Genomic DNA, 26,708 nt, shown 5'->3' on the forward strand with positions numbered 1-26,708 from the left:
TTATCTGTTTGGCGTCGTGGAGCTATACCGTTCGGCCGTCCAAGATAGCCATGATGCGTTCCAGATCGTCGCCGGATGCGAATTCGATGGTGATCTTGCCCTTGTTCCTCCCGATGGCGACCCGCACCCGGGTGTCGAAGTGGTCGCTGAGGTGCGTCGACAGGTCTCGTTCCCGCTCCGAGGGCATGCGCGGCGTTCTCACCATGGGCCGCTTCTCCTCTCGGCCGCGGCCGAGCGCAACGATCTCCTCCGTCGAGCGGACCGACAAGCCCTCGGCGACGATACGGTCAGCGAGGCGCTCCTGCTCGGCGGCATCGTCGAGCCCCAGGAGCGCGCGGGCGTGACCGGCTGAGATGACGTTGGCGGCGACCTTGGACTGCACCCTCGGGGGGAGGTTCAGCAATCTGAGCGTGTTGGATACCTGCGGGCGGGACCGGTGGATGCGCTGGGCCAGATCTTCCTTGGTGCAGTCGAAGTCCTGAAGGAGCTGGGCGTAGGCGTTCGCTTCCTCGATCGGGTTGAGATTGGCGCGGTGCAGGTTCTCCAGCAGGGCGTCGCGCAGGAGCGCGGTGTCGTCGGTGCCTCTGATGATCGCCGGGACGGTGTCGCGGCCTGCCTGCTGGCTGGCGCGCCATCGTCGCTCGCCCATGACGAGCTCGAACCGGCCCTCCCCGGCCCTTCTGACCACGATGGGCTGGAGCACGCCGAACTCGCGGATCGACTCGGCAAGCTCCTGCAGGTCGTCTTCGTCGAAGACCGTGCGCGGCTGCTGCGGGTTCGGGCTGATGCTGCCCACCGGGATCTCAGCGAACTCTGAGCCGTCGCTCAGCGTCGCCACCTCGTCGGCGTCGGTGCGGGCGAACAGGTCCCCCAGCCCTTGTCCGAGGGCACTCTTCTTCATCGCTGCCATCACTTGGTCACCGCCACTCGTTCGGCGAGCTCCTTGGCGGCGGCCAGATAGGCGACGGCGCCAGGGGACTTCGGCTGGTAGTTGAGGACTGTCTGCTGGAAGCTCGGCGCTTCCGCGATGCGCACGGACCGCGGGATCTCGTTCGACAGCGTCTGGGTCGGGAAGTGCTTGCGCACCTCGTCGGCGACCTCCCGCGAGAGGTTCGTGCGGCTGTCGTACATCGTGAGCAGGATGGTGCTCAGCTCGATCGAGTCGTTGAGATTGCCCTTCACGCGCTGAATGGTCCGCATCAGCTGCGTCACGCCCTCAAGGGCGTAGTACTCGGTCTGAATGGGCACCAAAATCTCCGTGGACGCCACCAGGGCGTTCAGCGTGAGCAGGCCGAGGGACGGCGGGCAGTCGAAGAAGATGTAGTCGACTCCGGACTCGTCGATGTACTGCATGATCGCGTCGCGCATGCGGTGTTCACGGCCTCGCATGTTGACGAGCTCCAGTTCCGCCGCGGCCAGGTCGATGGCGGCAGGCAGCACATGGAGGTTAGGGGAGTGCGGCGAGGGCTGGGCGTGCTCGATGATGCCGATCCCCTCCATCAGCACCTCGTATGTGCCCTTCGTCCCCGGCGAGTGGGGCACGCCGAGGGCAGTCGACGCGTTCCCCTGTGGGTCCGTGTCAACGACCAGCACGTTCAAACCGCCCATCGCGAGCGCATGCGCCAGGTTGACAGTGGTCGTCGTCTTCCCCACGCCGCCCTTCTGGTTGGCCACCACGAAGATGCGGGGCCGTTCGGGCCTGGGCAGCGTCGGGCTGGGCTCGCTGAAGTCGATGAACTCATCGCCGTACTCGGAGTCGATGCTGGCGTGGAGGTCGTGGGCCGCTCGTCGTGGAGCGGTAGCCGTTTCACGTGAAACGTTGCTGTGTTCCTTCCACAGCTCGTCTTCATTGATCTGCTGCTTGCGCTTGCGGAAGAACAACGCCATCCAGGGCCTCCTCGGTGATCCGCGACGACTCTACCCAACCCGTCAGTCGTGCGAAACTTCGTTGGCGCGTCGCGCACCGTTTCACGTGAAACGCACCAAACCCACGCCCTCCCATACCGGCACGACACGCCGTCGAACGCCGCGCCGAGCCCACATACGGGCCGCAGGAGGGAGATCTGACGTCATTGGTGCCACCGTCTGAGGATCGGAGTCCCGCCCCTGATCCGAGTCGGGATCCATGAAGCGCAGGCGAGCGGATCGACCGTGCCGCGGGTGGAGTCGCCCCGCGCACTATTCGCATCCGCGTTGGCCGCTGCGACCAGGCACATCCGCCGCGGCCCTTCGTGGTCCGTTGAGCCTGACACGCCGTCTGCCGGATCCGGTTGAGCCTGACTCACGGTTCACTGGAGGCGATTGAGCCTGCCTCACGGCTCGACACCCGGATCGCGCACGAGGACCCCGAATCTCGGATCGAGCCTTCACTCAGGCTCAATCCCCCATCTGCGACACGAATGACAGGCTTCATGGCACATCGGTGCGCAATACGGCCGTCGGGTCGCAGTTCGACGGCGTGTCGTGCCCAAAGGGTGCGGCGGGCCGGATCGAGCCCTCGTTCAGGCTCAATCCCCGATCTGCGACACGAATCACAGGTTTCATGGCACATCAGCGAGCTATGCGGCCGTCGGGGCGCAGTTCGACGGCGTGTCGTGCCGAAAGGGGGGCCGGACCAGGCCGGGGCCTCGTTCAGGCTCAATCCCACATCTGCGACACGAATGACAGGGTTCGCGGCACACCAGTGAGCTATGGGGCAGTCAGGTCGCAGTTCGACGGCGTGTCGTGCCGAAAGGGGGCCCCCGACCGGGCCGGCCGGGGCAGTGGGGGGCGACGTCGAGGGGCGTCGGCTCAGCGGGTGGTCACCCGGATTGCGCGGGTCCCCTCGACGCCGGCAGCCACACGCAGTTCGAGCACCTCGGCCCGGGCACCCGACACCGATAGAGGCTTACCCGCCGCGCGGATCTCCTCCTCCGCAGACTCGCCCTTCAGCGCCAGCAGCTGGCCACCGTCGCCGAAGAGGGGGAGCGTCCACTTCAGGAGCTTCTCCAGCGGCGCGACGGCGCGACACACCACGACGTCGTAGCGCTCGCGAACGTCCTCAGCCCTCGCACGCACAACCGTCACGCGGTCGCCGAGTCCCAGCTCATCAACCGCCTCCTGCAGGAAGTTCGCGCGCCGCAGCAACGGCTCGATCAGCGTGACCCGCAGGTCCGGCCGCACGATGGCCAGCGGCAACCCCGGTAGTCCAGCCCCAGAGCCCACGTCCGCGACGTCACTGCCCTGCGGGACCGCGTCGTCCAGCGCTAGGGAGTTGCCGACGTGCCGCTGCCAGAGCCGCTCGCCCTCCCGGGGCCCCATGAGTCCCCAGGAGATTCCACGACTTGCCAATATATCGACATAGCGCTTTAACCTTTCGGCGCTTTGCGGATATGCGTTCTCCAGCGCCGAGGCAGCCGCGAGCTCCGGCTCATCGCTCACTTGGCGCGGACCACCACGCGACGTGCCGGCGGCTCACCCTCCGACTCGCTCACCAGGCCGGCTGCAGCAACCTCGTCGTGCACGATCTTGCGCTCGTAGGCGTTCAGCGGTGCCATGCGCACCGGCTCGCCACTCTGCTGCACCTCGGCGATGGCGTCCTTAGCCATCGCGACGAGCTCCGCCCGACGCCGCTGGCGGTAGCCCGCGACGTCGACCATGAGCCGAGACCGGTGACCCGTCTCCGTCATCACGACGAGGCGCGCCAGCTCCTGGAGGGCATCGAGCACCTCCCCGTCCTTACCCACGAGGAGCTCGGAGTCCGTGTCGATCACCACGAAGGCCCGGCCGTCCTGCACCGAGTTCTCGATGTCGCCATCGAGGTCTGCGATGTCCAGCAGCTCCTCGAGGTAGTCCGCGACGAGGTCGCCCTCGGCCAGCAGCGCCGCGTCAGTCTCGTTGTTCGCCATGAAGAGGTGTCCTCTCGTCGTGCCCCTGCTGCGGGGCGATTCACTCGTGGGATGGGGGATCGAGCCGCCGTCGGCTCACTTCTTCTTCCGCGCGGACCGGGACTGCTGGCGGGGCTGCTGTCGGGTCACGACGCGCTTGCCGTCCTCGGTGCTGCGGACGGTCTGCCGCGACACCTGCTGGCGGGCGATCTTCGGCGCCGCCTCGTCGGCCACCGCCTCGTCCGTGCTCAGCGGTGCCTTGGTACCCACGGTCCGCGGCGGCGCGGCGGCGGCGTTCTTGGGCTTGCGACGACGCTTCGCCGCGCGCTGCTCCATGATGGCCTGCGGGTCGTGGCCCTTGGCGAGCATGCGCTCTTCCCAGTCGATGTAAGCGGGAGTGTTCGGCGCGGGGTTGTTGCGGATGAGCAAGCCCTGCTGCGCCATGGTCCACAGGTTCGAGGTCAGCCAGTAGACGAGCACGCCGATCGGGATGACGACCGACGAGGCGGCGTAGACGACGGGGAAGAAGTAGAGCATCAGCTTCTGCTGCTGCGCCATGGGGCCGGTCAGCGACTCCGGGGGCAAGTTCTTGCGCATGAGCTGCAGCTGCGTGACGAAGAAGACCGCGACCATCGCGACGACCAGGATGACGCCGACGATCTGCGTGGGTCCGACCCCCGTCATGGGGAAGATGCGTTCGGCGAGGCCGGCGCCAAGGATCTCGGCGTTCTGCAGCGACGACACCAGGTCCGGGTTGGTCTTGAAGAAGTGCCCGCGGACATTGCCCGACGACACGCCCTCGAGCACGCGGAACAGCGCGAGGAAGATCGGCATCTGGAGCAGCAGCGGCAGGCAGGAGGCGGTCGGGCTGACGCCCTCCTCCTGGTACATCTTCATGGTCTCCTGGCCGAGCCGCTCGCGGTCGTGGCCGTACTTCTTCTGCAGCTCAGCCATCTTCGGCTGGAGCAGCTGCATGCTGCGCGCAGAGTTGATCTGCTTGACGAACAGGGGGATGAGCAGCGTCCGGATGACGACGGTGAGGCTGATGATCGCCAGCGTCCAGTTCCAGCCGGAGTCCTCGCCGAGCAACGGCGTGAACAGCCAGTGGAAGAACACGACGATGCCGGACACGGCCCAGTAGAGCGGCTGCATCATCGCCGACAGCACTCCGTAGAAGCTGTCCCAGATGTTCAGCGTCACCAGCAGATCCACCACGTAAGCCACCTCAGTCGGGTTGGGGACCCGAGGTCCCCGGTTTGGTTGAATTCTTGCGCTCCCAGGCGGCCGCCTCGGCGGTGCCTGGGACGTAGTCGACGCCGCCCTGCGCCCATGGATGGCAGCGCAGGAGCCGTCGGATGGTGAGCCAGGAGCCCTTCAGAGCCCCGTGGGTCCCGAGAGCCGCCAGCCCGTACGTCGAACACGACGGGTGGTACTTGCACACGTCGCCGTAGGAGGGGGACACGAACTTCCGCCACCCCTTGACGAACCAGATCAGCGGGTACTTCAGCACGCGGCCGCCTTCCGGAACGCGCGGCGCCACGCGTCCGCGAGGTCGTCGGCGAGCCGCTCGGGCTCGGTCGCGGCCGGCGGCAGGGCGCGCACCACCACGTCGGCGGGCACAGGCGTCTCGAGGTCGACGACCAGATGACGCAACCGGCGCTTGACCCGGTTGCGGGTCACGGCGTTGCCGACCTTCTTGGAGACAACAAAACCCACCCGCCCGGGGACGGGTGGATCGTGCTGGGTGATGCGCTGGACGTGCACCACGACGCTCGGGCTGGCTGCTCGGGAACCGCGACGGACGGTGGCACCGAAGTCACTGGGCCTGGTGAGGCGCCGCGGACCCGGCAGCACCGTCGCTCGACCCCTTAGGCCGACAGCTCGACGCGGCCCTTGCGACGGCGGTTCGCCAGGATGGCGCGGCCGGCGCGGGTACGCATACGGGAACGGAAACCGTGGGTGCGGCTGCGGCGACGGTTGCTCGGCTGGAAAGTGCGCTTGCTCATGGGATTACTCCCTCAGGTTCGAAGGTGTACAACTGCCCTGGTGGGCAGGGGGAAGTGACCGCCTCGATGGCGACTGGTCAACGATACGCGCGAATCGGCCCTCCGGCCAAACCGGCGAGGGCGAACCGGGCAACTAAGCAAATAACACTGATGTAGTCCAGTACGCGCCCGGCGTGTCGTCCAAATCGCCTTGCGCCTGGCCCCTTGCGGTACTAACTTCGTTGTCCTGCCTTCCAGCTTATCCACAGGTGAGTGCCGGTGGGCGGTCCCCGGAGGTGAGTTATACCCTCTTGTGGACAACCTTGTGGACATTGAGTGCAGGCGGGGGAGAACCGCCGGGAAGTGGGTGAGGTGAGCGAATCACCGATGCCGGACCTGGCGGGCCTGTGGAACGACGTCATCGCCTCGGCGGACGTTCCGACCAGGGCCTGGCTCCGGCGCACCCAGCCGTTGGACATGCACGGCAGCACCCTGATGGTCGCTGTCGGGGACGAGACCACCCGTGAACGCATCGAGACGAGGCTCCGTCCCCAGATCGAGGAGCGGCTGAGCTCCCTGTGTGGCCAGAACACGCACCTGGCCGTCATGATCAACCCGGAGCTCGTCGCCGAGCCGGAGTCGCCGCCCGCGCCCGAGCCCACGGAGGAACCCCGCCGGGCCGCCCCGCGATCGCGCCCCCAGGATGTGCGGCTGAACCCGCGCTACACGTTCGAGTCGTTCGTCGCCGGGTCCTCCAACCGGTTCGCGCACGCCGCGGCCGCCGCCGTCGCGGAGACGCCTGGCAAGTCCTACAACCCACTGATGATCTACGGACCGTCGGGCCTCGGGAAGACGCATCTGCTGCACGCCATCGGGCACTACGTCACCAGCTACTACGAGCAGCTGCGGGTGAAGTACGTCTCGACCGAGGAACTCACCAACGACTTCATCAACGCCATCTCGTCGAACCGCACCGCGGAGTTCCGCAGCTCCTACCGCGACGTCGATGTCCTGCTCGTCGACGACATCCAGTTCCTGGAGTCGAAGATCCAGACGCAGGAGGAGTTTTTCCACACCTTCAACACCCTGCACAACGCGCAGAAGCAGATCGTGATGACCTCCGATCGGCCGCCGAAGCTGCTGGAGGCCCTGGAGCCTCGGCTGCGGTCGCGGTTCGAGTGGGGCCTCATGACCGACATCCAGCCGCCCGACCTCGAGACCCGCATCGCCATCCTGCGCAAGAAGGTGGCGTCGCAGCGACTCACGGCGGGCACGCAGGTGCTGGAGCTCATCGCGTCGCGGATCCCCACGAACATCCGCGAGCTCGAGGGGGCGCTGACGCGGGTCGCGGCGTTGGCGAGCCTCAACCAGCAGGAGATCACGGTCGCGCTGGCCGAGCAGGTCCTCAACGACCTCATGCCCGACGACGCCACCCCCGTCGACGCGCAGGCGATCATGGACGCCGCCGCCAGCTACTTCAGCATCTCGATGGACGACCTCATCGGCAGCAGCAGGGTCGCGACCATCGCGACGGCGCGGCAGATCGCGATGTACCTGTGCCGAGAGCTGACGGACATGTCGCTGCCCAAGATCGGCAACAAGTTCGGCGGACGCGACCACTCGACGGTGCTGCACGCGGTCCGCAAGATCAACGAGAAGATCGGCGTGGATCGGGACCTGTTCAACCAGGTGACCGAGCTCACCAACCAGATCAAGCAGTCCTGAGCGGCGCCGTCGATACCCCTGCTCCCTGGGGCATGCCACGCACGGCACCCGGGTGGGGGTATCGGCCCAGTATGCGGCCCCGCTGTTGTTCCGAGCCCTCCTCCGCGTGACAATGGACCGTCGGGCGGCAGATGGCCGCCGGCCGAGGCTTCCCTCCGTATACCGGTAGGGGTATACTCGTCCCATGGAATTCGTGGAGGATCCGATGCAGCTGGACCCGGAACAGATGACGTCGGTGGTCAAGCGGCTCAAGCGTGCCCAAGGGCAACTGGGCGGGATCATCCGGATGATCGAGGAAGGGCGCAACTGCGACGAGATCGTCACGCAGCTCGCCGCGGTGTCCAAGGCTGTGGACCGCGCCGGGTTCACGACGATCTCCATCGGTCTGCGCCAGTGCATGGAGCAGCCCGAGCCCGATCCGCTGGACCAGGCGAAGATGGAGAAGCTCTTCCTCAGCCTGGCCTGACTCAACTCCTCTGCTTCCCCGACTCCGGCGGCTCTCGCCGGACCACGGGACACGACGAAGGGGCGCGACCTCCCGCACACCATGGGAGATCGCGCCCCGGTCCATGTCCGGGCGGTGATGTCCGCCGCCCGGCCCGCCCCGTCAGATGCCGGTGCCGGCCCGCCAGGTGGTGTAGCCACCGTCGAGGTTGAGCACCTCGCGACCCGAGTCACGCAGCGCCGCCAGCGCCGCATGGCTCCGGATGCCGACGCCGCAGTGGAGGATCAGCGGCACGTCGCCGCCGGGGATCTCGTCCATACGGTCGCGCAGCTCGTCGACCGGGATGTTCATCGCACCGGGGATGGCCCCCGCCGCGTACTCGCCCGGCGTGCGCACGTCGATGACGACGGCACCCTCGGCCTGCCGCTCCGCCACCTCGTGCCACTGCACGGACTTCTCCCAGCCGCTCAGCCGGTTCTCGGCGATGAAGCCGAGCATGTTGACCGCGTCCTTCGCGGAGCCGAACTGCGGCGCGTAGGCGAGCTCGAGTTCGGCCAGCTCCGGCGCCGTCATCCCGGCGGTCATGGCCGTGGCGATAACGTCGATGCGCTTGTCGATGCCCTCGCGGCCGACGCCCTGCGCGCCCAGGATCTCCCCGGTCGCCGGATCGACGAGCAGCTTGAGCGCCATCGTCGACGCGCCGGGATAGTACGTGGCGTGCGAGGCGGGGTGCGTGTGGATCGCGAGGTAGGCCCGTCCGGCGTCGCGCAGCCGCTTCTCGTTCCAGCCCGTCGCGGCAACCTGGAGTCCGAGCAGCCCGACGATGGCGGTGCCGCGCACCGGGCGCGCCGGCTTGCCGCGGCCCGCGATATCGTCGGCCACGCGACGTCCCTGCAGGTTGGCCGTGTTGGCGAGCGGCACGAGGACCGCCTCGTCGCTCAGGGCGTCGTTCTTCTCGACGGCGTCGCCGACGGCGTAGATGTGCGGATCGTTGGTCAGCTGCCGGTGGTCGACCAGGAGTCCACCGCGCGGGCCGACCTTGAGGCCGGACGCCTTGGCGAGCTCGGTGTCGGGACGCACGCCGATCGCGGCGACCACCACGTCGGCGGGCACCGTGGCACCGTCGGCCAGCGTGACGTCGTGCTCACCGATGATGGTGACGCCGGAGCCGAGGCGCAGGTCGATGCCGGCGGCGCGCATGGCGTCGTGCACGGGGTCGACCATTTCGGGGTCCAGCGGCGCCATCACCTGGGGGAGTGCCTCCACCAGGGCGACCTTCATGCCGCGGTGCAGCAGGTTCTCGGCAACCTCGAGGCCGACGAAGCCGCCGCCGATGACGACGGCAGTCTCGGCACCCTGCACAGCCTCCAGCATGCGGTCGGTGTCCTCGACGTTGCGCAGCGGCAGCGCACGCTCGATGCCCGGGATGGGCGGCATCAGCGGCTTGGCACCGGGGGACAGGACCAGCTTGTCGTAGCTCAGGGTCTCCTCGCGGCCGGTGGCGACGTCGCGGACGATCACCTCGCGCGACTGGCGGTTGATCTGCACCGCCTCGACGCCGACGCGCACGTCCAGGCGGAACCGGTCGTAGAGCGCCTGGGGCGTCTGCAGCAGCAGCGCCGACCTCTCCTCGATCACCCCGCCGACGTGATACGGCAGGCCGCAGTTGGCGAACGACACGTAGCCGCTCTTCTCCACCACGACGATCTCCGCGGACTCATCCAGACGACGCAGCCGCGCGGCCGCGCTCATCCCACCAGCAACACCACCAACGATCACAACTCTCATGTTGCAAACTATATACCCCTGGGGGTATGGTGGTCTAACCGGGGTAACCGAGAAACCTGAAGGAGAACATCTATGTGCAGTCCCGCTAAGTGCCGAGTGTGTGGCAAGACGACCTGGGCCGGTTGCGGCAACCACGTCGAGAGCGTCAAGCGCATGGTGCCTGCCGACCAGTGGTGCGGCGGTCACCAGAACCAGAACGCCGGCGGCGGCTTCTTCAGCCGCGTGATGGGCCGCTGACACCTGCGGACAACCGTGTGAGACGGGCCGGGGCCGGGATGTGGATAACTTCCCGCCCCGGCCCTACCCACAAATACTCCCCGTGTAGTTTTCCAGTGATCCACAGCCGTTCAACAGGGACGACGACGCCCTGACAAGCGGCGACGGTGGTTATCCACCGGTTCCACAGCCGCTATGAGTAAGGCTGGAATGTAATTACACAAATCCCCTCAAAGTCAGTGATGTGGGCAACCGGGCCACTGAGGGCCCGCTGCTACCTTTGGTGGGGTGAGCATCGCAGCACGGGCCAGGGGCCTGACCAAGATCTATGGTTCGGGGTCGGCCGTGGTCACCGCGCTCGACAACGTCGACTTCGACATCCACGAAGGCGAGTTCACCGCCATCATGGGGCCCTCCGGCTCCGGCAAGTCCACGCTCATGCACCTCATGGCGGCGCTCGACACCCCCACGGCCGGCGAGGTCTACATCGGCGACACCGCGGTCTCCACCCTCGACGACACGCCCCTGACGGTCCTGCGGCGCGACCGCATCGGGTTCATCTTCCAGGCGTTCAACCTCGTTCCCACGCTCACGGCGCGCGAGAACATCGTCCTGCCGCTGCGGATCGCCGGCCGCCCCGTCGACGACGAGTGGTTCGAGCGCGTCGTCGGGGTCCTCGGCCTCGGCGACCGGCTCACCCACAAACCGACGGAGCTGTCGGGCGGCCAGCAGCAGCGCGTCGCCTGTGCCCGCGCGCTCATGAACCGGCCCGACATCGTCTTCGGCGACGAGCCGACCGGCAACCTGGACTCCACGTCGGCCGCCGAGGTGCTGGGATTCCTCAGGCGCAGCGTCGACGAGTTCGGGCAGACCGTCGTCATGGTCACGCACGACGCCCACGCCGCGAGCTACGCCGATCGGGCCGTGTTCCTCTCCGACGGGCGGATCGTCCACGAGCTCCGCGGCGCCACGCAGGAGGACCTGCTGAGCGCCATGTCGCACATCTACCCGCGCACCGACGCCACGCAGCGGCGCCCCGCCCCCGAGCCCGTCTACCGCGACGGCGGCCACGCGCCCACGCACGCCGGCCCCGTCGACGACGAGGAGCCGACCGTCGAGCGCTCCATCGCGCGCCGCGCGCTGATGGGCTGAGCGGATGCTGCACGCCACCTGGAGGTCTCTCTGGGCGCACAAGGTGCGCCTGGTGCTCAGCGCCCTGTCGATCGTGCTGGGCGTCGCGTTCGTCGCCGGCTCTCTGTTGTTCACCAACCTGCTGTCGTCGAGCTTCGACCAGCTGGTCAAGGGCGCCCTGGCGGACGTCAACGTGTCCGCCGAAGGTGTGGGCATCGAGGGCTTCGACCAGACCACCGGCCTGCAGCAGGTGTTGATGAGCCCCGACGACGTGGCGGCCATCGCCGACGTCGACGGCGTGGCGCAGGTCGAGGGCATGGTCTCCAGCAGCCAGATCTTCCCGCTGGACAAGGACGGCAACCTGTTGTCGTTCCCGGGCGCGCCCGGCGTCGGCATGAACTGGATCCAGGCCCCCGCGGCCGGCGGCCAGGTCGGCGCCCGGGTGGTCGACGGTCGGCCGCCAGAGACGGCCGACGAGCTCATGATGGACCCCGCGACCGTCACCCGCGGCGGCTACGTCCTCGGCGACACCGTCGAGGTGTCCACCCCCCGCAGTGGGCTCAAGAGCTACACGCTCGTGGGCACCGGCACCTACGGGGCGGGCGCTACCGCGGGCGCCAGCTACCTGTTCTTCACCCTCGACGAGGCCCAGGAGATCGTGCAGGACGGGGCCGAGGGCTTCTACGCCGCGTGGGTAGTGACCGAGCCCGGCGCGGACCCCGCGACGGTCGCGGACGCCGTCGAAGCCGGGCTCCCGGAGGGTTTCATCGCGGAGACCGGTGACGATCTGGCCGCCGAGATCGATGAACAGCTCGACGTCGGGCTCGGGTTCGTCAACACGTTCCTGCTGGTGTTCGCGGGCATCGCGCTGCTCGTCGCGACCCTGCTGATCCTCAACACGTTCTCGATCCTGGTGGCGCAGCGTTCGCGCGAGCTGGCGCTCCTGCGCGCCATCGGCGCCACCAGGCGGCAGGTCCGCGTCGCCGTGCTGAGCGAGGCCTTGGCCATCGGGCTCGTGGGCGCGACGCTCGGGCTCGGCGTCGGCTACGGCCTGGCCTGGGGGATCCTCGTCGCGATGCGCTCCTTCGGCATCGACCTCGGCACCGCGGTGCCGACCATCACGTGGCAGGCGGTGGTCGCCTCGTACGCCATCGGGATCGTCATCACGCTGGTCGCGGCGGCGCTGCCGGCGCGGAAGGCGTCGCGGGTCCGGCCGGTGGAGGCCATGGCCGCCGCCGCCCAGTCCGGCCCGGAGCGGATCGGCGGGCTGCCGATGGTGGGCGTGGCCATGATCGAGGTCGGCGTGGCGGCCCTGGTGTGCGCCGTGTGGCTCGACGTGCCGGAGCCACTGTGGTGGGCCGGCGTGGGCGCCGTCCTGCTGCTGGTCGGCATGGTGCTGGCCGCCGTGGTCGTCGGCACCCCGCTCATCGCCGCGTTCGGCGCCGCCTACCGCGCGCTCTTCGGTGAGGTGGGCAGGCTCGCTCGGCTCAACGCGGTCCGCCAGCCGCGCCGCACCGCGGCCACCGCCGCGACGCTCATGATCGGCCTTGCCCTCGTCGCGACGGTCGCGATCCTCGCCGCGAGCACGACAACCTCGATCCGCGAGCGCCTCACCGCCGACCAGCGCGGCGACTTCACCCTCAGCCCCGTCGCCTACCAGCCGTTCGACGCCACCGTGATCGACGAGGTCCGCGCCGTCGACGGCGTCACGGACGTCTACGAGTTCTACCGCGGCGTCACGCGCATCGGCGACGAACCCGTACAGCTGAGCGGCGCCTCCGCCGACGGCCTCACCCGCGCCAGCAGCCTGGAGCTCATCGCCGGCTCACTCAGCGGCGACGGCGGCGCCCCGCCCGCGGTGATCAGCCGTGAGGTCGCCGACGGCCACGACCTCACGCTCGGCCAGCTGTTCGACCTGCCGACCCCCACGGGCGGCACCGTGCGGCTGCTCGTCACCGGCATCCACGACGGCGGCCCGGGGCTGCAGCTGGGCGACATCATCGTCGACCTGGACACGTATCCGCAGCTGGGGGACGCGTCGCTCGTCCAGCGCCTCGTCGTGTTCACGGCCGACGACGCGGACCCGGCCGCGGTCCGCGACGGACTCGAGGCGGCCGCCGACGATCTGCCCACCGTCGTGGTGGCCGACGTCGAGGAGTTCATCGACGCCCGCATCTCCCAGTTCTCGCAGCTGTTCTCGATCCTCTACGCCCTCTTGGCGCTGGCGATCATCATCTCGGTGCTGGGCATCGTCAACACGCTCGGGCTGTCCGTGATGGAGCGCACCCGGGAGGTGGGGCTGCTGCGCGCGGTCGGCATGACCCGGGCGCAGCTGCGGCGCATGGTCACGCTCGAGTCCGTCATGGTCGCGACGTTGGGCGCCGTGCTCGGCGTCGTGCTCGGGGTGGTGTTCGGCTCGGTGCTGGTGTCGCTGCTCCGCGACGACGGCATCGACATTCTGGTCATCCCGTGGCTGCAGCTGGCCGGGTTCGTGCTCGTCGCGGGGCTGTTCGGGGTTCTGGCGGCCGTGGGTCCCGCCCGGCGCGCGGCGCGCCTCAACGTGCTGGAATCGATCGCCACGGAGTAGCGGTTCGGGCCTGGCGTGCCGGCCGACGCGCCCGGCTATGATGCAGGCGACGGTCAAGTGTCCACGGCCGCCGAGTCGCATCGGTGCAGCCCGGGTCCGCGGGCCATGTTGAGTTGGCAAGTATCGAAGGGGAACCAGTGAAGATCCGAGTTGAGCGCGACGCGTTGGCCGACGCTGTGGCCTGGGTGGCCCGGAGCCTGCCCACCCGTCCGACCGCCCCGATCCTCGCCGGCATGCTCCTCCAGGCGGACGCCAAGGGCTTGACGATGTCCAGCTTCGACTCGACGACGTCGGCCAAGGTCTCGCTGCCCGCCACGGTCACCGACGAAGGCACCGTGCTGGTCTCGGGGCGCCTGCTGGCCGAGATCGCGCGCTCGCTGCCGAACAAGCCGGTCGACCTCGTCGCCGACCACTCCAAGGTCGAGCTGACGTGCGGCCAGGCGCGGTTCACGCTCCAGACGCTGCCCGTCGACGAGTACCCCACGCTCCCGGACATGCCCACCCAGACCGGTGAGGTGGATGCCACGGTGTTCGAGAAGGCCGTCGGTCAGGTGTTCGTGGCCGCCGGCCGCGACGAGCTGCTCAGCGTCTTCACCGGCGTCAAGATGGAGATCAACGGCGAATCGCTGTCGCTGCTGGCCACCGACCGCTACCGCATGGCGCTCAAGGAGCTGACCTGGCGCCCGTCGTCGCCGTCGGTCGAGGGCGCCGTGCTGGTCCCGGGCAAGGTGCTTGCCGACACGGCCAAGTCCATGACGTCGGGCGACACCGTGACCATCTCGCTGTCGACCACCGAGGCCGAGGGCGAGGGCCTGGCCGGCTTCGTCGGCGAGAGTGCCCGCGGCACCCGCGAGGCCACCACCCGCCTGCTCAGCCAGGCGTTCCCGAAGGTCCGCCACCTCATGGACGTCGACGCCACGGTCAGCGTGCGGGTCAACACGGGAGACCTGCTGGCCGCGGTCAAGCGCGTGTCGCTGGTGGCGGAGCGCAACACCCCGCTGCGGATGCGCATCAACGACGACCACATCGCGCTTGAGGCCGCCACCGGAGACCAGGCGCAGGCGTCCGAGGCGCTCGAGGCGCAGGTGGAGGTCGTCGGCGACGAGCAGTCCATCACCGACGCCGGCTTCAACCCGCACTACCTGCTCGACGCCCTCACGGCGCTCGACGCCCCCTACGCGCACTTCTCGTTCACGCTGCCCGGCAAGCCGTGTCTCATCATGGGGCTGGCCACCGTCGACGGCGACCCGCTCGTCGACTACCGGCACGTCATCATGCTGATGCGCCTGCCGAACTGACCCGTCCACCCAGGAGGTTCCACCATGCGCATCGGTCTGATCGGCCTCGGCAAGATGGGCGGCAACATGCGCGAGCGGCTCCGCCGCGGCGGCGTGGAGGTCGTCGGTCTCGACCACAACCCGGCCATCTCCGACGCCGCCGACGAGGCGGACCTCATCGCCCAGCTCGGCGACGGACCCCGGGTCATCTGGCTCATGGTGCCGATCCACGCCGTCGACGCGCTCATTGAGACCCTGAAGCCGCTGCTGTCGCCCGGCGACATCGTCATCGACGGCGGCAACTCGAAGTGGACGCACGACGCCCGGCACGCCGCCTACCTGGCCGACGCCGGCGTCCGGTTCCTCGACTGCGGAGTCTCCGGCGGCGTGTGGGGCCTGGAGAACGGCTACGCGCTCATGGTCGGCGGGCCCGCGGACGCCGTCGAGATCGCCATGCCCGTGTTCGAGGCGCTCAAGCCCGAGGGCGAGTTCGGTTTCGTGCACGCGGGCGACCACGGCGCGGGGCACTTCGCGAAGATGGTCCACAACGGTGTCGAGTACGGCCTCATGCAGGCGTACGCCGAGGGCTGGGAACTGCTGGAGACCGCCGAGATCGTCAAGAACGTGCCCGCGGTGCTCGAGTCGTGGCGCGAGGGCACCGTGATCCGGTCCTGGCTGCTGGACCTCATGACGCACGCGCTCGACGCGGACCCGCACCTCGACGGCATCGAGGGCTACGCCGAGGACTCGGGCGAGGGCCGCTGGACGGTCAACGCCGCCGTCGACCTCGCGGTGCCGGTCCCGACGATCGCCGCCAGCCTGTTCGCCCGCTTCGTGTCGCGGCAGGAGGACTCCCCGGCCATGAAGATGGTCGCGGCCATGCGGCAGCAGTTCGGCGGCCACGCCGTCGCGCCCGCGAAGGACTGACCGGCTCGGTGTTCGTCACCGAACTGGCGCTGGTCGACTTCCGCAACTACACGGAGGCGTCGCTGACGCTGTCATCGGGCGTGACCGTGTTCGTCGGCGCCAACGGGCAGGGCAAGACCAACCTCGTCGAGGCCGTGGAGTACCTCTCGACGATGTCCTCGCACCGCGTGTCCGCCACCGCTCCGCTCATCCGGGCCGGCGCCGAGACCGCCGTCGTCCGCGCGAAGGTTCAGGCCGGCCGGGAGGACGAGCGGGTCATCTCGCTGGAGCTGGAGATCGCCAACGGGCGCTCGAACGTGGCGCGGCTGAACCGGGCGCCGGTGGCCAGGGCCCGCGACATCGTCGGCGCGCTGCGCACCGTGGTGTTCTCGCCCGTCGACCTGGGAATCGTCCGCGGCGACCCCTCGGACCGACGCGCTTGGCTGGACTCCCTCATCGTGACGCGATGGCCGCGGATGGCGGGCGTGCGGCAGGACTACGACAAGGTCCTCAAACAACGCAACGCCCTGCTCAAGGGCATGGCCGGGCGCTCGTTCGTGCCCACCGGCGGCGACGAGGACGTGACGCTGACCGTGTGGAACGAGCAGCTCGCAGCCCTCGGCGCCGAGCTGCTGCACGCCCGGCTCGACACCCTGGCGGACGTGCTGCCCCACGCGCAGCGGGCCTACGAGACGATCGCGCCGGTCAACAACCGCATCGACGCCACGTACAAGACGGGGCTGGACCTCGGCGCTATGCCCGACGACGACGTCAGGGCCGAGCTGCAGCGGCGGCTGCTGGAGCAGATGGAGCGGCTGCGCCGCGACGAGGTGTCGCGGGGGGTGACGCTGGTGGGGCCGCAGCGCGATGACGTCGAGTTGAGCATCGGGGCTCTGCCGGCGAAGGGCTACGCCTCGCACGGCGAGTCCTGGTCCCTGGCGCTCGCGCTGCGGCTCGGCGGCTTCTCGCTGGTTCGCGACGACGGGGTCCAGCCGGTGCTGGTGCTCGACGACGTGTTCGCGGAACTGGACGTGTCGCGGCGGGAGCGGCTGGCCGCCGCCGTCGCCGACGCCGAGCAGGTCCTCATCACCGCGGCGGTGGGGGCGGACGTGCCGGACTTCCCCGCCGAGCGGCGGTTCCGCGTCGAGGCGGGGACGGTCAGCGGACCCGATGCGTAGGGGCGCTCAGCCGTAGGTGTCGCGGGGTCCCAGCCCCTTGACCGAGCGCGTGCCCTTCTTCCAGCTCGGGGGCTTCGGGCCGCGGAACTCGACCCGCAGCACCGTGCGGTCCCCGAGCTTCCGGTTGAGGGTCGCGACGATCTGCGAGGCGGCGTAACGCATCGCGGAGGCCCAGGCCGTGGAGTCGCAGTCGACGATCAGGACGCCGTCGGCGTAGTCGACGGGCTTCGAGTGCTGTGCGTTGGCCTCTCCGACCAGTTCCGGCCACCGCCGCAGGACCGTCGACAGGCCGATGCGGCGCTGCCAACCCCTGGCCTGGATCACCGACTCGAGCACGTCGCCCACCCGCTGCGGGTCGCGTTCGTCGGGGTGCGCCCCCGAACGCTGCTCCTGGAAGACTCGCCGGCGCCGGACCGGCTTCGGCGGCGCCGGCTCCGGCAGCGTCGGCCCGTACGCGGCGGACTCGACGGCGGCGCGCGCGATCTCCGAGGCCAGCTCCAGCCCGGTGGGGTCGTGCGCCTCCTCGCTCATGATCTCGAGGGTACCGGCCGCCGCCCGCGACACCTACGCTCGAGGCATGCGCATCACCGTCACCGGCACCAGCACCGTCACCCTGCCCGCCGAGTGCGTCGCGGTGACCCTCACCCTCGGCTTCAGCGGCGCGGACCGCGAACCCGTCATCGCCGACACCGCGGCCCTGGCCGACCGGCTGCGGGCCCGCCTCGCCGAGGCCGTCGCCTCGGGGGCGGCCCGCGACCTCACCCTGTCGGGGCTGCGCACCTGGACCGCCACGCCCGTCGACGAGCGGGGCCGCCCGGCGCCGGCGCAGCACACCGCGGAGGTGCGCGGCAGCGTCGTGCTCGACGACCTGACGGTCGCGGGGCCGCTGCTCGGCGAGCTGGCCACGGTCCCCGGCGTGCAGATCGGCTGGCTCGACTGGCGGCTGCGCGACGCCACCGTCGCCGACCTCCAGCCCCGCGCGCTGGCCGACGCGTTCGGGCGCGCCCGGCGCCGCGCCGAATGGATCGCGGCCGCGGCGGGCGCCGGCACCCTCGAGGTGGTGTCGATCACCGACGGCGGCGCACCCGGCACCTTCGCCCGCTCGGCGATGCGCATGGCCGAGGCGGCGCCGTCGTTCACCCTCGACCCCGGCGAGGTGGACCTGTCGGCGACGCTGACGGTGGACTTCGACGCGCGCTGACATCGCCGGGGATCGTCTCGCCACAGGGCAAAGCGCGGCCTGTGTCGAGGCCCTGAGAGTCGGCTGAGATCTCTTCAGCAGAACCCTTCCCACCGGGGCCCCGCCGTGGTTACATGAGAGACGGGCAGCTGACCGGTGGGGGGACTGGATGAGACTGCAGGGATTGTCATCCGTGATCGCGGCGGCGATCTCGGCTGCCCTGGTGGGAGGCGCCGTCGCCACCGCCCAGGATCCCCAGACCGCCCTCGAAGCAGTGCCCGCCCCGGTGAGCTCCGCGGCCCCCTCCCCGTTCCTCGCGGCCGCCGAGCTGCCGAGCCTCCCGATGCGGGTCGCGGCCGTGGACGTGGCGCGCAACGAGGACCGCGAGCTGACCTTCGACCCCTTCAGCGCCCCCACGCCCGAGATCGCCCCGCTCGAGGGGCCCCGCATACCCGACCCGCCGCCCCCGTCGGCCCCGCCGACCATCTCCGCCGAGCCGAGCATCGGATCGCTCGGGGACCTCGTCGACGGCGACCTCTTCGCGCAGCCCGTCAATGGCCGGCGCACCTCAGCGTTCGGCATGCGGTTCCATCCGGTGCTGCGCCGCTGGAAGTTGCACACCGGGCTGGACTTCGCCGCCCCCTGCGGCACGCCCGTCGGTGCGGCCGCGGGTGGCCGGGTCGTCGCGACCGGGTGGGCCGGCGGCAACGGCGTCCAGGTGAAGATCGACCACGGGTGGATCGGTGGCTACCGCGTCGTGACCACCTACAACCACCTGTCCGCCATCGGCGTGCGCGTCGGCCAGGTCGTCGAGGCGCTCGATGGGATCGGGCGGGTCGGGAACACCGGCTACTCGACGGGGTGTCACCTGCACTTCGAGGTCATCGCCAACGGCCAGTTCACCGACCCCGAGCCGTGGCTGAACGGCAAGCCGTCGCGGGTGGATCTGAGTTCGGTCGCGTTCTTCGACGTGCCGGACATGCCCTCGCCGCTGCCGTCGGCGACGCCGTCCGTGTCGCCCAGCCCGAGCGCGTCGGCGTCGCTGAGCCCGCTGCTGTCGCTGTCTCCGAGCGGTTCGCCGTCGCCGAGCGCGTCGCCCTCACCGTCGCTGTCGTGGTCGCCGAGCCCGTCGCTGTCGCCGTCTCCCTCGCCGTCGGTGTCGGTCTCGCCGTCTCCGAGTCCGGTCGCGTCGCCGGCCCCGTCGCCGTCGCTGACGCCGTCACCGGCGGTCAGCGATCCCTCGCCCACGCCGTCGGTGATCGAGTCGAGTCCCGTCGCGGCGGCGTCGGTGGCCTCCCCCTCCACGGAGGCGGCGTCCTCACCCGCGCCCGAGCCGACGACACCCGCCCCGGCCCCGACGACGCAGCAGCCGCCCCCACCACCCCCACCACCGCCGCCGTCCCGACGACCGAGGCTCCCGCCCCGACCACGGAGGCCCCTGACCCGACGACTCGGGCGCCGGAGCCGCCGCCACCGACCGAGGAGCCCGCGCCGGAGCCCGCCCCGACGTCGGAGGCCCCGCCCGAGCCGACGGCGGAGCCGAGCCCCACCGCCTGAGGCTCAGACGATCAGCAGGGCGCCCGCGGCGAGGATCGACGTGAGCAGCGTGATGACGTCGAACGCGCGCTGTGGCACGCGGTGGATGAGGGCGACGCCGATGACGGTGCCGACCAGCACGACGGGGATCCCCCACGCCACGGTGACCAGGACCTGCGGCGTGAACAACCCCAGGGACGCGGTGAGCGGGGTCTTGGCCACGTTGACGATGAAGTAGAACCAGGCCGATGTGCCGAGGAAGCGCATCTTCTCGACCTTGGCCAGCTGCAGGTAGACCGCCATGACGGGGCCGGCGGCGTTGGCGGCCATGGTCGTGAAGCCGGCCGCGACGCCCGCGCCGATCGTCAGCGCGCGATGCGGCGGGCCGGCGTCGGCCGGGTCGGGTGCGCGGCGTCGCGCCAGCGTCGTCATGACGAGCTGGATGAGCACGGACGTCAGGAGGATCGCGCCGATGGAGCGGCGCAGGACCAGGTCGTCGACGACGTTGATGAACAGCGCCCCGAGGAGGATGCCCGGCACGACGGAGGGCAGGAGGGCGCGCAGGAGCGACCAGTCGGCGGAGCGGCGGTAGCGCATCACGCCGATGATGTCGCCGGTGATGAGCAACAGGAGGGCGGCCGCCGTGGACTCCTTCGTCGGCAGGGCGAGGGCCAGGAGCGCGACGGCGATGGACCCGAGGCCGCCGAAGCTGGTCTTGGCGATGCCGATGATCAGCGCGGCGGCGCCGGCCGCGATCCATGTCCACTCCACGGGGGTCTCCCTCTGTCGCGGGCAGGCTACCCCGGCGGCCCCTGCCGGACCCAACCGTGTTGAGCCTGACTCGCGGCGTGCGGCGATGGGATGAGCCTGATTCGCGGTTCGTGCCCCGCTGTTGAGCCTGAATCGAGACTCAAACCCAGAATTTCGGGTTGGATCGTTACATTCCTGGTCGACACCAGAATCAGGCTCAAACCCTCGCGCCGATCTGGCGCCCTACGGCCCCCAGAGGGATAGGGGACCCTGCATCTGCCTCCACCGTCCGCGCCAAACCGGCTCTGGTCGCGTCCCAGCGCCATATTCACCCCGCCCCGATGTCCGGTTTTGGGCGTGACCACGGTAGAATTGGGACGATCAACGGCGCCGGCCAGCCCGGCGCCCGTTTGTGTGGACAGGAGCAACGTGACCGACGACGTGCAGGCAGACGAGGACTTCACCCCCACGGAGCGCATGGAAGGGCTCCTCGACACGGCGGACAATACGGTCTCCGGCAGCTACGACGCCGATCAGATCTCGGTCCTCGAGGGCCTCGAGGCGGTCCGCAAGCGCCCCGGCATGTACATCGGGTCCACCGGCGAGCGCGGCCTGCACCACCTGGTCTACGAGATCGTCGACAACTCCGTCGACGAGGCACTGGCCGGCTACTGCAACTCCATCGAGATCGAACTCCTCGACAACGGCGGCGTCCGCGTCAAGGACGACGGGCGCGGCATCCCGGTCAAGGAGCACCCGGTCGAGAAGATCCCCACCGTGACGCTCGTGCTGACCGTGCTCCACGCCGGCGGCAAGTTCGGCGACGGCGGCTACAAGGTCTCCGGCGGCCTCCACGGCGTCGGCTCGTCCGTGGTCAACGCCCTGTCCGACAAGCTCATCGTCGACGTCCGCCGCGACGGCTACCGCTGGCAGCAGACCTTCCACCTCGGCGTCCCGGTTACGGAGCTCGAGCGCCTCGAGGAGACCACCGAGACCGGCACCACGGTGACGTTCTACCCCTCGCAGGACATCTTCGAGACCACGCGCTACAACTACGACACGCTCGCGACGCGCTTCCGCGAGATGGCGTTCCTCAACAAGGGCCTGCGGATCTCGCTCATCGATCTGCGCGCCGACCACCAGGTCGCCACCGGCGACGAGGGCGAGACGGACACCCCGTACGACGAGTTCCAGTTCGACGACGGCCTCATCGACTACGTGAAGTACCTGTCGGCGGGCAAGGACACCATCCACCCCACCGTCATCGCCGTCGAGGCCCACGCCCCGGAGCAGGGGATGGGCGTCGAGATCGCCATGCAGTGGAACTCGTCGTACACCAACAGCGTCTACACGTTCGCCAACACCATCAACACCCACGAGGGCGGCACGCACGAGGAGGGCTTCCGGGCGGCGCTGACCAACACCGTCAACCGGTGGGGCGAGTCGTGGGGGCTGATCAAGAAGCGTGACGACCGCGTCTCCGGCGACGACATCCGCGAGGGCCTCACCGCCATCGTGTCGATCAAGGTCTCCGAGCCGCAGTTCGAGGGCCAGACCAAGACGAAGCTGGGCAACACCGAGGCGAAGTCGTTCGTGCAACGCGTCCTCAACGACCGGCTGGGCGACTGGTTCGAGCGCAACCCCGCCGAGGGCAAGGACATCGTCCGCAAGGCGCAGTCCGCGGCGCAGGCCCGCATCGCGGCCCGCAAGGCCCGCGACATGGCCCGCTCCCGCAAGGGTCTGCTCGGCGGCTCCGGCTTGCCGGGCAAGCTGGTCGACTGCCAGTCGACGGACCCGTCCGAGTGCGAGATGTTCATCGTCGAGGGCGACTCCGCCGGTGGCTCCGCCCGCGGTGGCCGCGACCCCCGCACCCAGGCGATCCTCCCCATCCGCGGCAAGATCCTCAACGTCGAGAAGGCGCGCATCGACCGCATCCTCGCGAACAAGGAGGTCGAGGCGATCATCAACGCCCTCGGCGCCGGGATGCAGGAGGACTTCGACCTCGCGAAGCTGCGCTACCACAAGCTCATCCTCATGGCCGACGCCGACGTCGACGGCGCGCACATCCGCACGCTGCTGCTCACGCTGCTGTTCCGGTTCATGCGCCCGCTCATTGAGGCCGGTCACGTGTACCTCGCGCAGCCGCCGCTGTTCCGGCTGCGCTGGACCAACGCGCCGCACGAGCTGGCCTACAGCGACTCCGAGCGCGACGCGCTGCGGATCAAGGGCCTCGAGGAGGGCAAGAAGCTTCCTCAGGTCAACCCGATCCAGCGGTACAAGGGTCTGGGTGAGATGAACGCCGACGACCTGTGGGACACCACGATGGACCCGGACAACCGGATCCTGCTGCAGGTCACGCTCGAGGACGCCGCCATGGCGGACCAGATGTTCTCCATCCTCATGGGGGAGGACGTCGAGCAGCGCCGCACGTTCATCCAGCGCAACGCCCGCGACGTGCGCTTCCTCGACATCTGACCCTCGCGGCGACGATTTCCACGTTTTCGAAAGGTTTGTTGACGCATGGCTGACGACGGCACCCTGGTCCCCCCGTCCCTGGGTCGGGTCGACCCCATCGACCTGCAGGTCGAGATCCAGCGCTCGTACCTCGACTACGCGATGAGCGTCATCGTGGGGCGCGCCCTGCCGGACGTGCGTGACGGCCTCAAGCCCGTGCACCGGCGCGTGCTCTACGCGATGTGGGACGGCGGCTACCGCCCGGACCGCGGGTGGAACAAGTGCTCCCGCGTCGTCGGCGAGGTCATGGGCCTCTACCATCCGCACGGCGACACCGCCATCTACGACACCCTCGTGCGCCTGGCGCAGCCGTGGGCCATGCGGCACCCGCTCGTCTCGGGCCAGGGCAACTTCGGCAGCCAGGGCAACGACAAGGCCGCCGCCATGCGGTACACCGAGTGCAAGATGGCGCCGCTCGCCGTCGAGATGGTGCGCGAGATCGAGCAGAACACCGTCGACTTCAAGCCCAACTACGACAACCGCGAGGAGGAGCCCGTCGTCCTGCCGGCGCGGTTCCCGAACCTGCTGGTCAACGGCTCGACCGGCATCGCGGTCGGCATGGCCACCAACATCCCGACGCACAACCTGCGCGAGGTCAACGACGCCGTCCAGTGGGCGCTCGAGCACCCCGAGGCCACGCGCGAGGAGCTCCTCGACGCGGCCATGCACCGCATCCAGGGTCCCGACTTCCCCGGCGGCGGCCTCATCGTCGGCCGCGGCGGCATCGAGGAGGCGTACCGCACCGGCCGCGGCTCGGTCACGATGCGCGCCGTCATCGACATGGAGGAGGACAACAAGGGCCGCCAGATGCTGGTGGTCACCGAGCTGCCCTACATGGTCAACCCGGACGCGCTGGCCCAGCGCATCGCTGACCTCGTCAACGCCGGCAAACTCACGGGCATCGCGGACATCCGCGACGACACCTCCGCCCGCACCGGCCAGCGCCTCGTCATCGTCCTCAAGCGCGACGCCCAGCCGCGCGTGGTGATGAACAACCTGTACAAGCACACCGCGCTGCAGGACACCTTCGGCTGCAACATGCTGGCCATCGTCGACGACGTGCCCCGCACGCTGCGCCTGGACCAGTTCATCTCGCTGTGGATCAAGCACCAGCTCGACGTCATCCGTCGCCGCACCCAGTACCAGCTCGACGACGCGGAGAAGCAGGCCCACATCTACCGCGGCCTGGTCAAGGCCCTCGACGCGCTCGACGAGGTCATCGCGCTCATCCGGCGCTCGCCGTCGACGGAGGACGCCCGCGAGGGCCTGATGGACCTGCTCGGCATCGACCAGGTCCAGGCCACCGCGATCCTCGACATGCAGCTGCGGCGCCTCGCGGCCCTCGAGCGGCAGAAGATCATCGACCACCTGTCGCAGCTCGAGGCGCGCATCGAGGACCTCAAGGACATCCTGGCCAACGAGCCGCGGCAGCGGCAGATCATCGCCGACGAGCTGCAGGAGATCGTCGACAAGTACGGCGACGACCGCCGCACGCGCATCGTCGCGGCCGACGGCGACTTCTCCGAGGAGGACTTCATCCCGGATGAGGACGTGGTGGTCACCATCACGCACGGCGGATACGCCAAGCGCACCCGCGCCGATCAGTACCGCGTGCAGAAGCGCGGTGGCAAGGGCGTTCGCGGCGCGTCGCTGCGTGCCGACGACGAGGTGGAGCACCTCTTCACGACGACGAACCACCAGTGGCTGCTCTTCTTCACCAACTTCGGCCGCGTGTACCGGGCGAAGGTGTGGCAGCTGCCGGAGTCGGGCCGCGACGCCAAGGGCGGTCACGTGGCCGGGCTGCTCAGCTTCCTGCCCGACGAGAAGATCGCCCAGGTGCTGACCATCCGCAGCTACGAGGACGCCGAGTACCTGCTGCTGGCCACGAAGCACGGCTTGGTGAAGAAGACGGACCTCAAGGCCTACGACTCGCCGCGCCAGGCCGGTGTCATCGCGGTCAACTTCCGCGAAGAGTCCGACGAACTGATCGGCGCGTCGCTGGTGAGCTCCACCGACGACGTCCTGCTCATCTCCCGGAAGGGCCAGGCGATCCGGTTCCCCGCCGACGACGCCCAGCTGCGCCCCATGGGTCGCGCGACCTCCGGGGTGACCGGCATGAAGTTCCGCTCCGGCGACGAGCTGCTGTCCATGGCGGTCCTGCGGGCGGATGAGGACCAGTCGGACCGCTTCGTGTTCACGGTGACCGACGGCGGCTTCGCGAAGCGCACCGCCGTCGACGAGTACCGCGTGCAGGGTCGCGGGGGGCTGGGTATCAAGGCCATGCGGCTGAACGAGGACCGCGGATCGCTCGTCGGCGGGCTCATCGTCCGCGAGGGCGACGAGGTGCTGGCCATCAAGGTGTCCGGGCAGGTGACGCGGTCCGCGGTGGCAGGTGTCCCGGTCAAGGGCCGCGACACCATGGGGGTGAAGTTCGTCGGGGTCAAGGGCGACGACGCCGTCGGCGCGATCGCCTTGTACCCCGAGTCGGAGGCCGCCGACGCAGTCGACGCCGATCCGGCTACTTTCGACGGCGATGCTGCGGAGGCCGAACCCGGTACGGTAGAGGACAGCGCTGCCGATCAGGCGACGTCCGAGCCGACCACTGAGGGGGTAGCCGACGATGAGTGAGAACTCGCCGCGCTGGCCGTCCGCGTCCGGGGCGGGGGGTCTGGACTTCTCCCGGAACCGCCCCAGCCCGTCTGAGCAGCCCGATTCCAACGGACGTCCCGCCGAGTGGCAGCCCCTCGAGACCCCGCCGGCCCCTGTCCGGGCCGGATACGCGGTGCCGGGCGACGACGGCGCGGCGGCGTCGGTGACCACGCCGTCGCGCGCGGCTGACGATCCCGACGCGACCGATGAGGAGCGTCCCGACGCCGACGCGACGGGGGAGTCGGGGAGCGAACAGACCCGGACCCTGCCGGCGTTCGCGGGCCGGGCGGCCCGCGCGGCCCAGGACTGGGCCGCCAAGGCCCGCAACGCCGTCGTCATCACCCCGGGTGGTCCGTCGGCGGGTTCTGCCGCCACGACGGGAGCGGCGTCCGGCGCCGCGGCCGGCCTTGTGACCGGTGCCGCCGTCGCGGAACACCACGAGCCGACGCCCGCCGAGGGCGCTGCTCCGCACCGCACCGTGCGGCGGACCCGGAAGGCGCGGCTGCGCCTGGCCCGGATCGATCCGTGGTCCGTGATGAAGACGTCGTTCCTGTTCTCCATCGCGTTCGGCGTGATGCTCGTGGCCGCGACGTTCATGGTGTGGTCGGTGCTCGCGGGTTCCGGGGCGCTCGAGTCCACGAACCAGCTGATCAACACGCTGATCGGCGATGAGGACACGGCGTTCAACATCGGCGACTTCCTGAGCATGTCGCGGGTGCTGGGTTTCGCGACGGTGGTCGCGGCGGTCGACGTCGTGATCCTCACCGCGGTGGCGACCTTGTTCGCGTTCCTGTACAACCTCGCGGCCACCGTGATGGGCGGCCTTGAGGTCACGCTCGCCGAGGACTGACCCCGCCCGGCTGGACGCCTGCCCTCGCGTCTCGGCGCCTGCCTCGCGCTTGAGCGCCTGCCATACGTCCGGCCGCCTGCCCTACAGCGCAGGCGTCTCTCCGTCGCCTGCCCTGCGTTCAGATG

The 26,708-nt window shown here is 69.7% G+C and carries 23 protein-coding genes and 2 pseudogenes; 13 read left to right on the plus strand and 12 right to left on the minus strand.

Annotated features, from left to right (window positions below; translation table 11 throughout):
- Nucleotides 1–22: 22 nt before the first annotated feature.
- From BCR15_RS00845 to rpmH, 8 genes and pseudogenes are all read right to left on the minus strand, one after another.
- Nucleotides 23–910 carry a ParB/RepB/Spo0J family partition protein gene (locus tag BCR15_RS00845; RefSeq protein ID WP_068749548.1) on the minus strand — a complete coding sequence of 296 codons (888 nt, stop codon included), beginning with the start codon at nt 908–910 and terminating at the stop codon, nt 23–25.
- Nucleotides 910–1,887, minus strand: a complete 978-nt coding sequence (locus BCR15_RS00850; RefSeq protein WP_068749549.1) for a ParA family protein — start codon at nt 1,885–1,887, stop codon at nt 910–912. The genes BCR15_RS00845 and BCR15_RS00850 overlap by 1 nt, the downstream gene beginning before the upstream one ends.
- Nucleotides 1,888–2,790: 903 nt before the next feature.
- Nucleotides 2,791–3,420, minus strand: a complete 630-nt coding sequence (rsmG, locus tag BCR15_RS00855) for a 16S rRNA (guanine(527)-N(7))-methyltransferase RsmG (protein ID WP_068749550.1) — start codon at nt 3,418–3,420, stop codon at nt 2,791–2,793.
- On the minus strand, nt 3,417–3,887 hold the full coding sequence (locus BCR15_RS00860) for a Jag family protein (protein WP_068749551.1): 471 nt from the start codon (nt 3,885–3,887) through the stop codon (nt 3,417–3,419). The genes rsmG and BCR15_RS00860 overlap by 4 nt, the downstream gene beginning before the upstream one ends.
- 75 nt (nt 3,888–3,962) lie before the next feature.
- Nucleotides 3,963–5,081, minus strand: coding sequence for a membrane protein insertase YidC (gene yidC / locus BCR15_RS00865; RefSeq protein WP_068749552.1), 1,119 nt, complete (start codon nt 5,079–5,081; stop codon nt 3,963–3,965).
- 61 nt (nt 5,082–5,142) lie between these two features.
- Nucleotides 5,143–5,406 (minus strand): annotated as a pseudogene (gene yidD / locus BCR15_RS00870) (membrane protein insertion efficiency factor YidD); the annotation flags it as partial.
- Complete coding sequence (gene rnpA / locus BCR15_RS00875) at nt 5,370–5,720, minus strand: ribonuclease P protein component (RefSeq protein ID WP_078919909.1); 351 nt, start codon at nt 5,718–5,720, stop codon at nt 5,370–5,372. The gene rnpA and the pseudogene yidD, both read right to left, overlap by 37 nt.
- A 14-nt stretch (nt 5,721–5,734) precedes the next feature.
- Nucleotides 5,735–5,872 carry a 50S ribosomal protein L34 gene (gene rpmH / locus BCR15_RS14195; protein WP_078919908.1) on the minus strand — a complete coding sequence of 46 codons (138 nt, stop codon included), beginning with the start codon at nt 5,870–5,872 and terminating at the stop codon, nt 5,735–5,737.
- Between the two features lie 366 nt (nt 5,873–6,238).
- On the opposite strand from rpmH, the gene dnaA reads away from it, so the two are divergent.
- Both dnaA and BCR15_RS00885 read left to right on the plus strand, forming a co-directional pair.
- Nucleotides 6,239–7,576: a chromosomal replication initiator protein DnaA gene (gene dnaA, locus BCR15_RS00880; protein ID WP_068749554.1), complete on the plus strand. Its 1,338-nt coding sequence runs from the start codon at nt 6,239–6,241 to the stop codon at nt 7,574–7,576.
- A gap of 184 nt (nt 7,577–7,760) precedes the next feature.
- Nucleotides 7,761–8,042 (plus strand): metal-sensitive transcriptional regulator, encoded by a 282-nt coding sequence (locus BCR15_RS00885; RefSeq protein ID WP_241389336.1) that lies wholly within the window; start codon nt 7,761–7,763, stop codon nt 8,040–8,042.
- Between the two features lie 141 nt (nt 8,043–8,183).
- Here the strand turns inward: BCR15_RS00885 and BCR15_RS00890 are convergent, their stop codons facing one another.
- Nucleotides 8,184–9,809, minus strand: a complete 1,626-nt coding sequence (locus BCR15_RS00890) for an FAD-dependent oxidoreductase (protein ID WP_068749555.1) — start codon at nt 9,807–9,809, stop codon at nt 8,184–8,186.
- A 72-nt stretch (nt 9,810–9,881) separates the two neighbouring features.
- On the opposite strand from BCR15_RS00890, the gene BCR15_RS14810 reads away from it, so the two are divergent.
- From BCR15_RS14810 to recF, 6 genes are all read left to right on the plus strand, one after another.
- Entirely contained in the window at nt 9,882–10,046 is a 165-nt protein-coding gene (locus tag BCR15_RS14810) for a DUF8730 family Cys-rich protein (protein WP_176715161.1), read from the plus strand.
- A gap of 267 nt (nt 10,047–10,313) precedes the next feature.
- Nucleotides 10,314–11,177 carry an ABC transporter ATP-binding protein gene (locus tag BCR15_RS00895; RefSeq protein ID WP_078919907.1) on the plus strand — a complete coding sequence of 288 codons (864 nt, stop codon included), beginning with the start codon at nt 10,314–10,316 and terminating at the stop codon, nt 11,175–11,177.
- 4 nt (nt 11,178–11,181) lie between these two features.
- Nucleotides 11,182–13,743: an ABC transporter permease gene (locus BCR15_RS00900; RefSeq protein ID WP_068749557.1), complete on the plus strand. Its 2,562-nt coding sequence runs from the start codon at nt 11,182–11,184 to the stop codon at nt 13,741–13,743.
- A 137-nt stretch (nt 13,744–13,880) separates the two neighbouring features.
- Nucleotides 13,881–15,041 carry a DNA polymerase III subunit beta gene (gene dnaN / locus BCR15_RS00905; RefSeq protein WP_068749558.1) on the plus strand — a complete coding sequence of 387 codons (1,161 nt, stop codon included), beginning with the start codon at nt 13,881–13,883 and terminating at the stop codon, nt 15,039–15,041.
- Nucleotides 15,042–15,065: 24 nt separating this feature from the next.
- Nucleotides 15,066–15,947 (plus strand): phosphogluconate dehydrogenase (NAD(+)-dependent, decarboxylating), encoded by an 882-nt coding sequence (gene gnd / locus BCR15_RS00910; protein ID WP_068749559.1) that lies wholly within the window; start codon nt 15,066–15,068, stop codon nt 15,945–15,947.
- Nucleotides 15,948–15,955: 8 nt separating this feature from the next.
- A complete protein-coding gene (recF, locus tag BCR15_RS00915; RefSeq protein WP_068749560.1) occupies nt 15,956–17,104 on the plus strand; it encodes a DNA replication/repair protein RecF in 1,149 nt (382 codons plus the stop codon).
- Nucleotides 17,105–17,110: 6 nt separating this feature from the next.
- Here the strand turns inward: recF and BCR15_RS00920 are convergent, their stop codons facing one another.
- Nucleotides 17,111–17,635 (minus strand): DciA family protein, encoded by a 525-nt coding sequence (locus BCR15_RS00920; RefSeq protein WP_068749630.1) that lies wholly within the window; start codon nt 17,633–17,635, stop codon nt 17,111–17,113.
- A 46-nt stretch (nt 17,636–17,681) separates the two neighbouring features.
- Between BCR15_RS00920 and BCR15_RS00925 the strand changes: the two genes are divergently transcribed.
- The gene (locus BCR15_RS00925; protein WP_068749561.1) at nt 17,682–18,305 is read left to right on the plus strand and encodes an SIMPL domain-containing protein; all 624 of its coding nucleotides are present in this window, start codon (nt 17,682–17,684) and stop codon (nt 18,303–18,305) included.
- A 559-nt stretch (nt 18,306–18,864) separates the two neighbouring features.
- A pseudogene (locus tag BCR15_RS15455) lies at nt 18,865–19,134 on the plus strand (M23 family metallopeptidase); the annotation flags it as partial.
- A gap of 14 nt (nt 19,135–19,148) precedes the next feature.
- On the opposite strand, the gene BCR15_RS14815 reads toward BCR15_RS15455, so the two are convergent.
- Entirely contained in the window at nt 19,149–19,589 is a 441-nt protein-coding gene (locus BCR15_RS14815) for a hypothetical protein (RefSeq protein ID WP_068749562.1), read from the minus strand.
- 255 nt (nt 19,590–19,844) lie between these two features.
- Complete coding sequence (locus tag BCR15_RS00935) at nt 19,845–20,591, minus strand: sulfite exporter TauE/SafE family protein (protein WP_068749563.1); 747 nt, start codon at nt 20,589–20,591, stop codon at nt 19,845–19,847.
- Nucleotides 20,592–21,047: 456 nt separating this feature from the next.
- Here BCR15_RS00935 and gyrB point away from each other — a divergent pair, with 456 nt between their 5' ends.
- Genes gyrB through BCR15_RS00950 form a run of 3 tightly spaced genes read left to right on the plus strand, consistent with a single transcriptional unit; the run spans nt 21,048 to nt 26,583 of the window.
- Nucleotides 21,048–23,045 (plus strand): DNA topoisomerase (ATP-hydrolyzing) subunit B, encoded by a 1,998-nt coding sequence (gene gyrB, locus BCR15_RS00940; protein ID WP_078920444.1) that lies wholly within the window; start codon nt 21,048–21,050, stop codon nt 23,043–23,045.
- A gap of 45 nt (nt 23,046–23,090) precedes the next feature.
- Nucleotides 23,091–25,712, plus strand: a complete 2,622-nt coding sequence (gene gyrA / locus BCR15_RS00945; RefSeq protein ID WP_068749565.1) for a DNA gyrase subunit A — start codon at nt 23,091–23,093, stop codon at nt 25,710–25,712.
- Nucleotides 25,705–26,583: a DUF3566 domain-containing protein gene (locus BCR15_RS00950; RefSeq protein WP_078919904.1), complete on the plus strand. Its 879-nt coding sequence runs from the start codon at nt 25,705–25,707 to the stop codon at nt 26,581–26,583. Before gyrA ends, BCR15_RS00950 begins: the two co-directional genes overlap by 8 nt.
- Nucleotides 26,584–26,708 lie beyond the last annotated feature (125 nt).

This window comes from Tessaracoccus lapidicaptus, assembly GCF_001693815.1.
Classification (GTDB): domain Bacteria; phylum Actinomycetota; class Actinomycetes; order Propionibacteriales; family Propionibacteriaceae; genus Arachnia; species Arachnia lapidicapta.

Excerpts from the sequence above, each read along its gene's own strand:
- BCR15_RS00845 (WP_068749548.1), bottom strand. The coding sequence starts at position 910 with ATGGCAGCGATGAAGAAGAGTGCCCTCGGACAAGGGCTGGGGGACCTG.
- BCR15_RS00850 (WP_068749549.1), bottom strand. The coding sequence starts at position 1,887 with ATGGCGTTGTTCTTCCGCAAGCGCAAGCAGCAGATCAATGAAGACGAG.
- BCR15_RS00860 (WP_068749551.1), bottom strand. The coding sequence starts at position 3,887 with ATGGCGAACAACGAGACTGACGCGGCGCTGCTGGCCGAGGGCGACCTC.
- rpmH (WP_078919908.1), bottom strand. The coding sequence starts at position 5,872 with ATGAGCAAGCGCACTTTCCAGCCGAGCAACCGTCGCCGCAGCCGCACC.
- dnaA (WP_068749554.1), top strand. The coding sequence starts at position 6,239 with ATGCCGGACCTGGCGGGCCTGTGGAACGACGTCATCGCCTCGGCGGAC.
- BCR15_RS00885 (WP_241389336.1), top strand. The coding sequence starts at position 7,761 with ATGGAATTCGTGGAGGATCCGATGCAGCTGGACCCGGAACAGATGACG.
- BCR15_RS00890 (WP_068749555.1), bottom strand. The coding sequence starts at position 9,809 with ATGAGAGTTGTGATCGTTGGTGGTGTTGCTGGTGGGATGAGCGCGGCC.
- BCR15_RS14810 (WP_176715161.1), top strand. The coding sequence starts at position 9,882 with ATGTGCAGTCCCGCTAAGTGCCGAGTGTGTGGCAAGACGACCTGGGCC.
- BCR15_RS00900 (WP_068749557.1), top strand. The coding sequence starts at position 11,182 with ATGCTGCACGCCACCTGGAGGTCTCTCTGGGCGCACAAGGTGCGCCTG.
- gnd (WP_068749559.1), top strand. The coding sequence starts at position 15,066 with ATGCGCATCGGTCTGATCGGCCTCGGCAAGATGGGCGGCAACATGCGC.
- BCR15_RS00920 (WP_068749630.1), bottom strand. The coding sequence starts at position 17,635 with ATGAGCGAGGAGGCGCACGACCCCACCGGGCTGGAGCTGGCCTCGGAG.
- BCR15_RS00925 (WP_068749561.1), top strand. The coding sequence starts at position 17,682 with ATGCGCATCACCGTCACCGGCACCAGCACCGTCACCCTGCCCGCCGAG.
- gyrB (WP_078920444.1), top strand. The coding sequence starts at position 21,048 with ATGGAAGGGCTCCTCGACACGGCGGACAATACGGTCTCCGGCAGCTAC.
- gyrA (WP_068749565.1), top strand. The coding sequence starts at position 23,091 with ATGGCTGACGACGGCACCCTGGTCCCCCCGTCCCTGGGTCGGGTCGAC.
- BCR15_RS00950 (WP_078919904.1), top strand. The coding sequence starts at position 25,705 with ATGAGTGAGAACTCGCCGCGCTGGCCGTCCGCGTCCGGGGCGGGGGGT.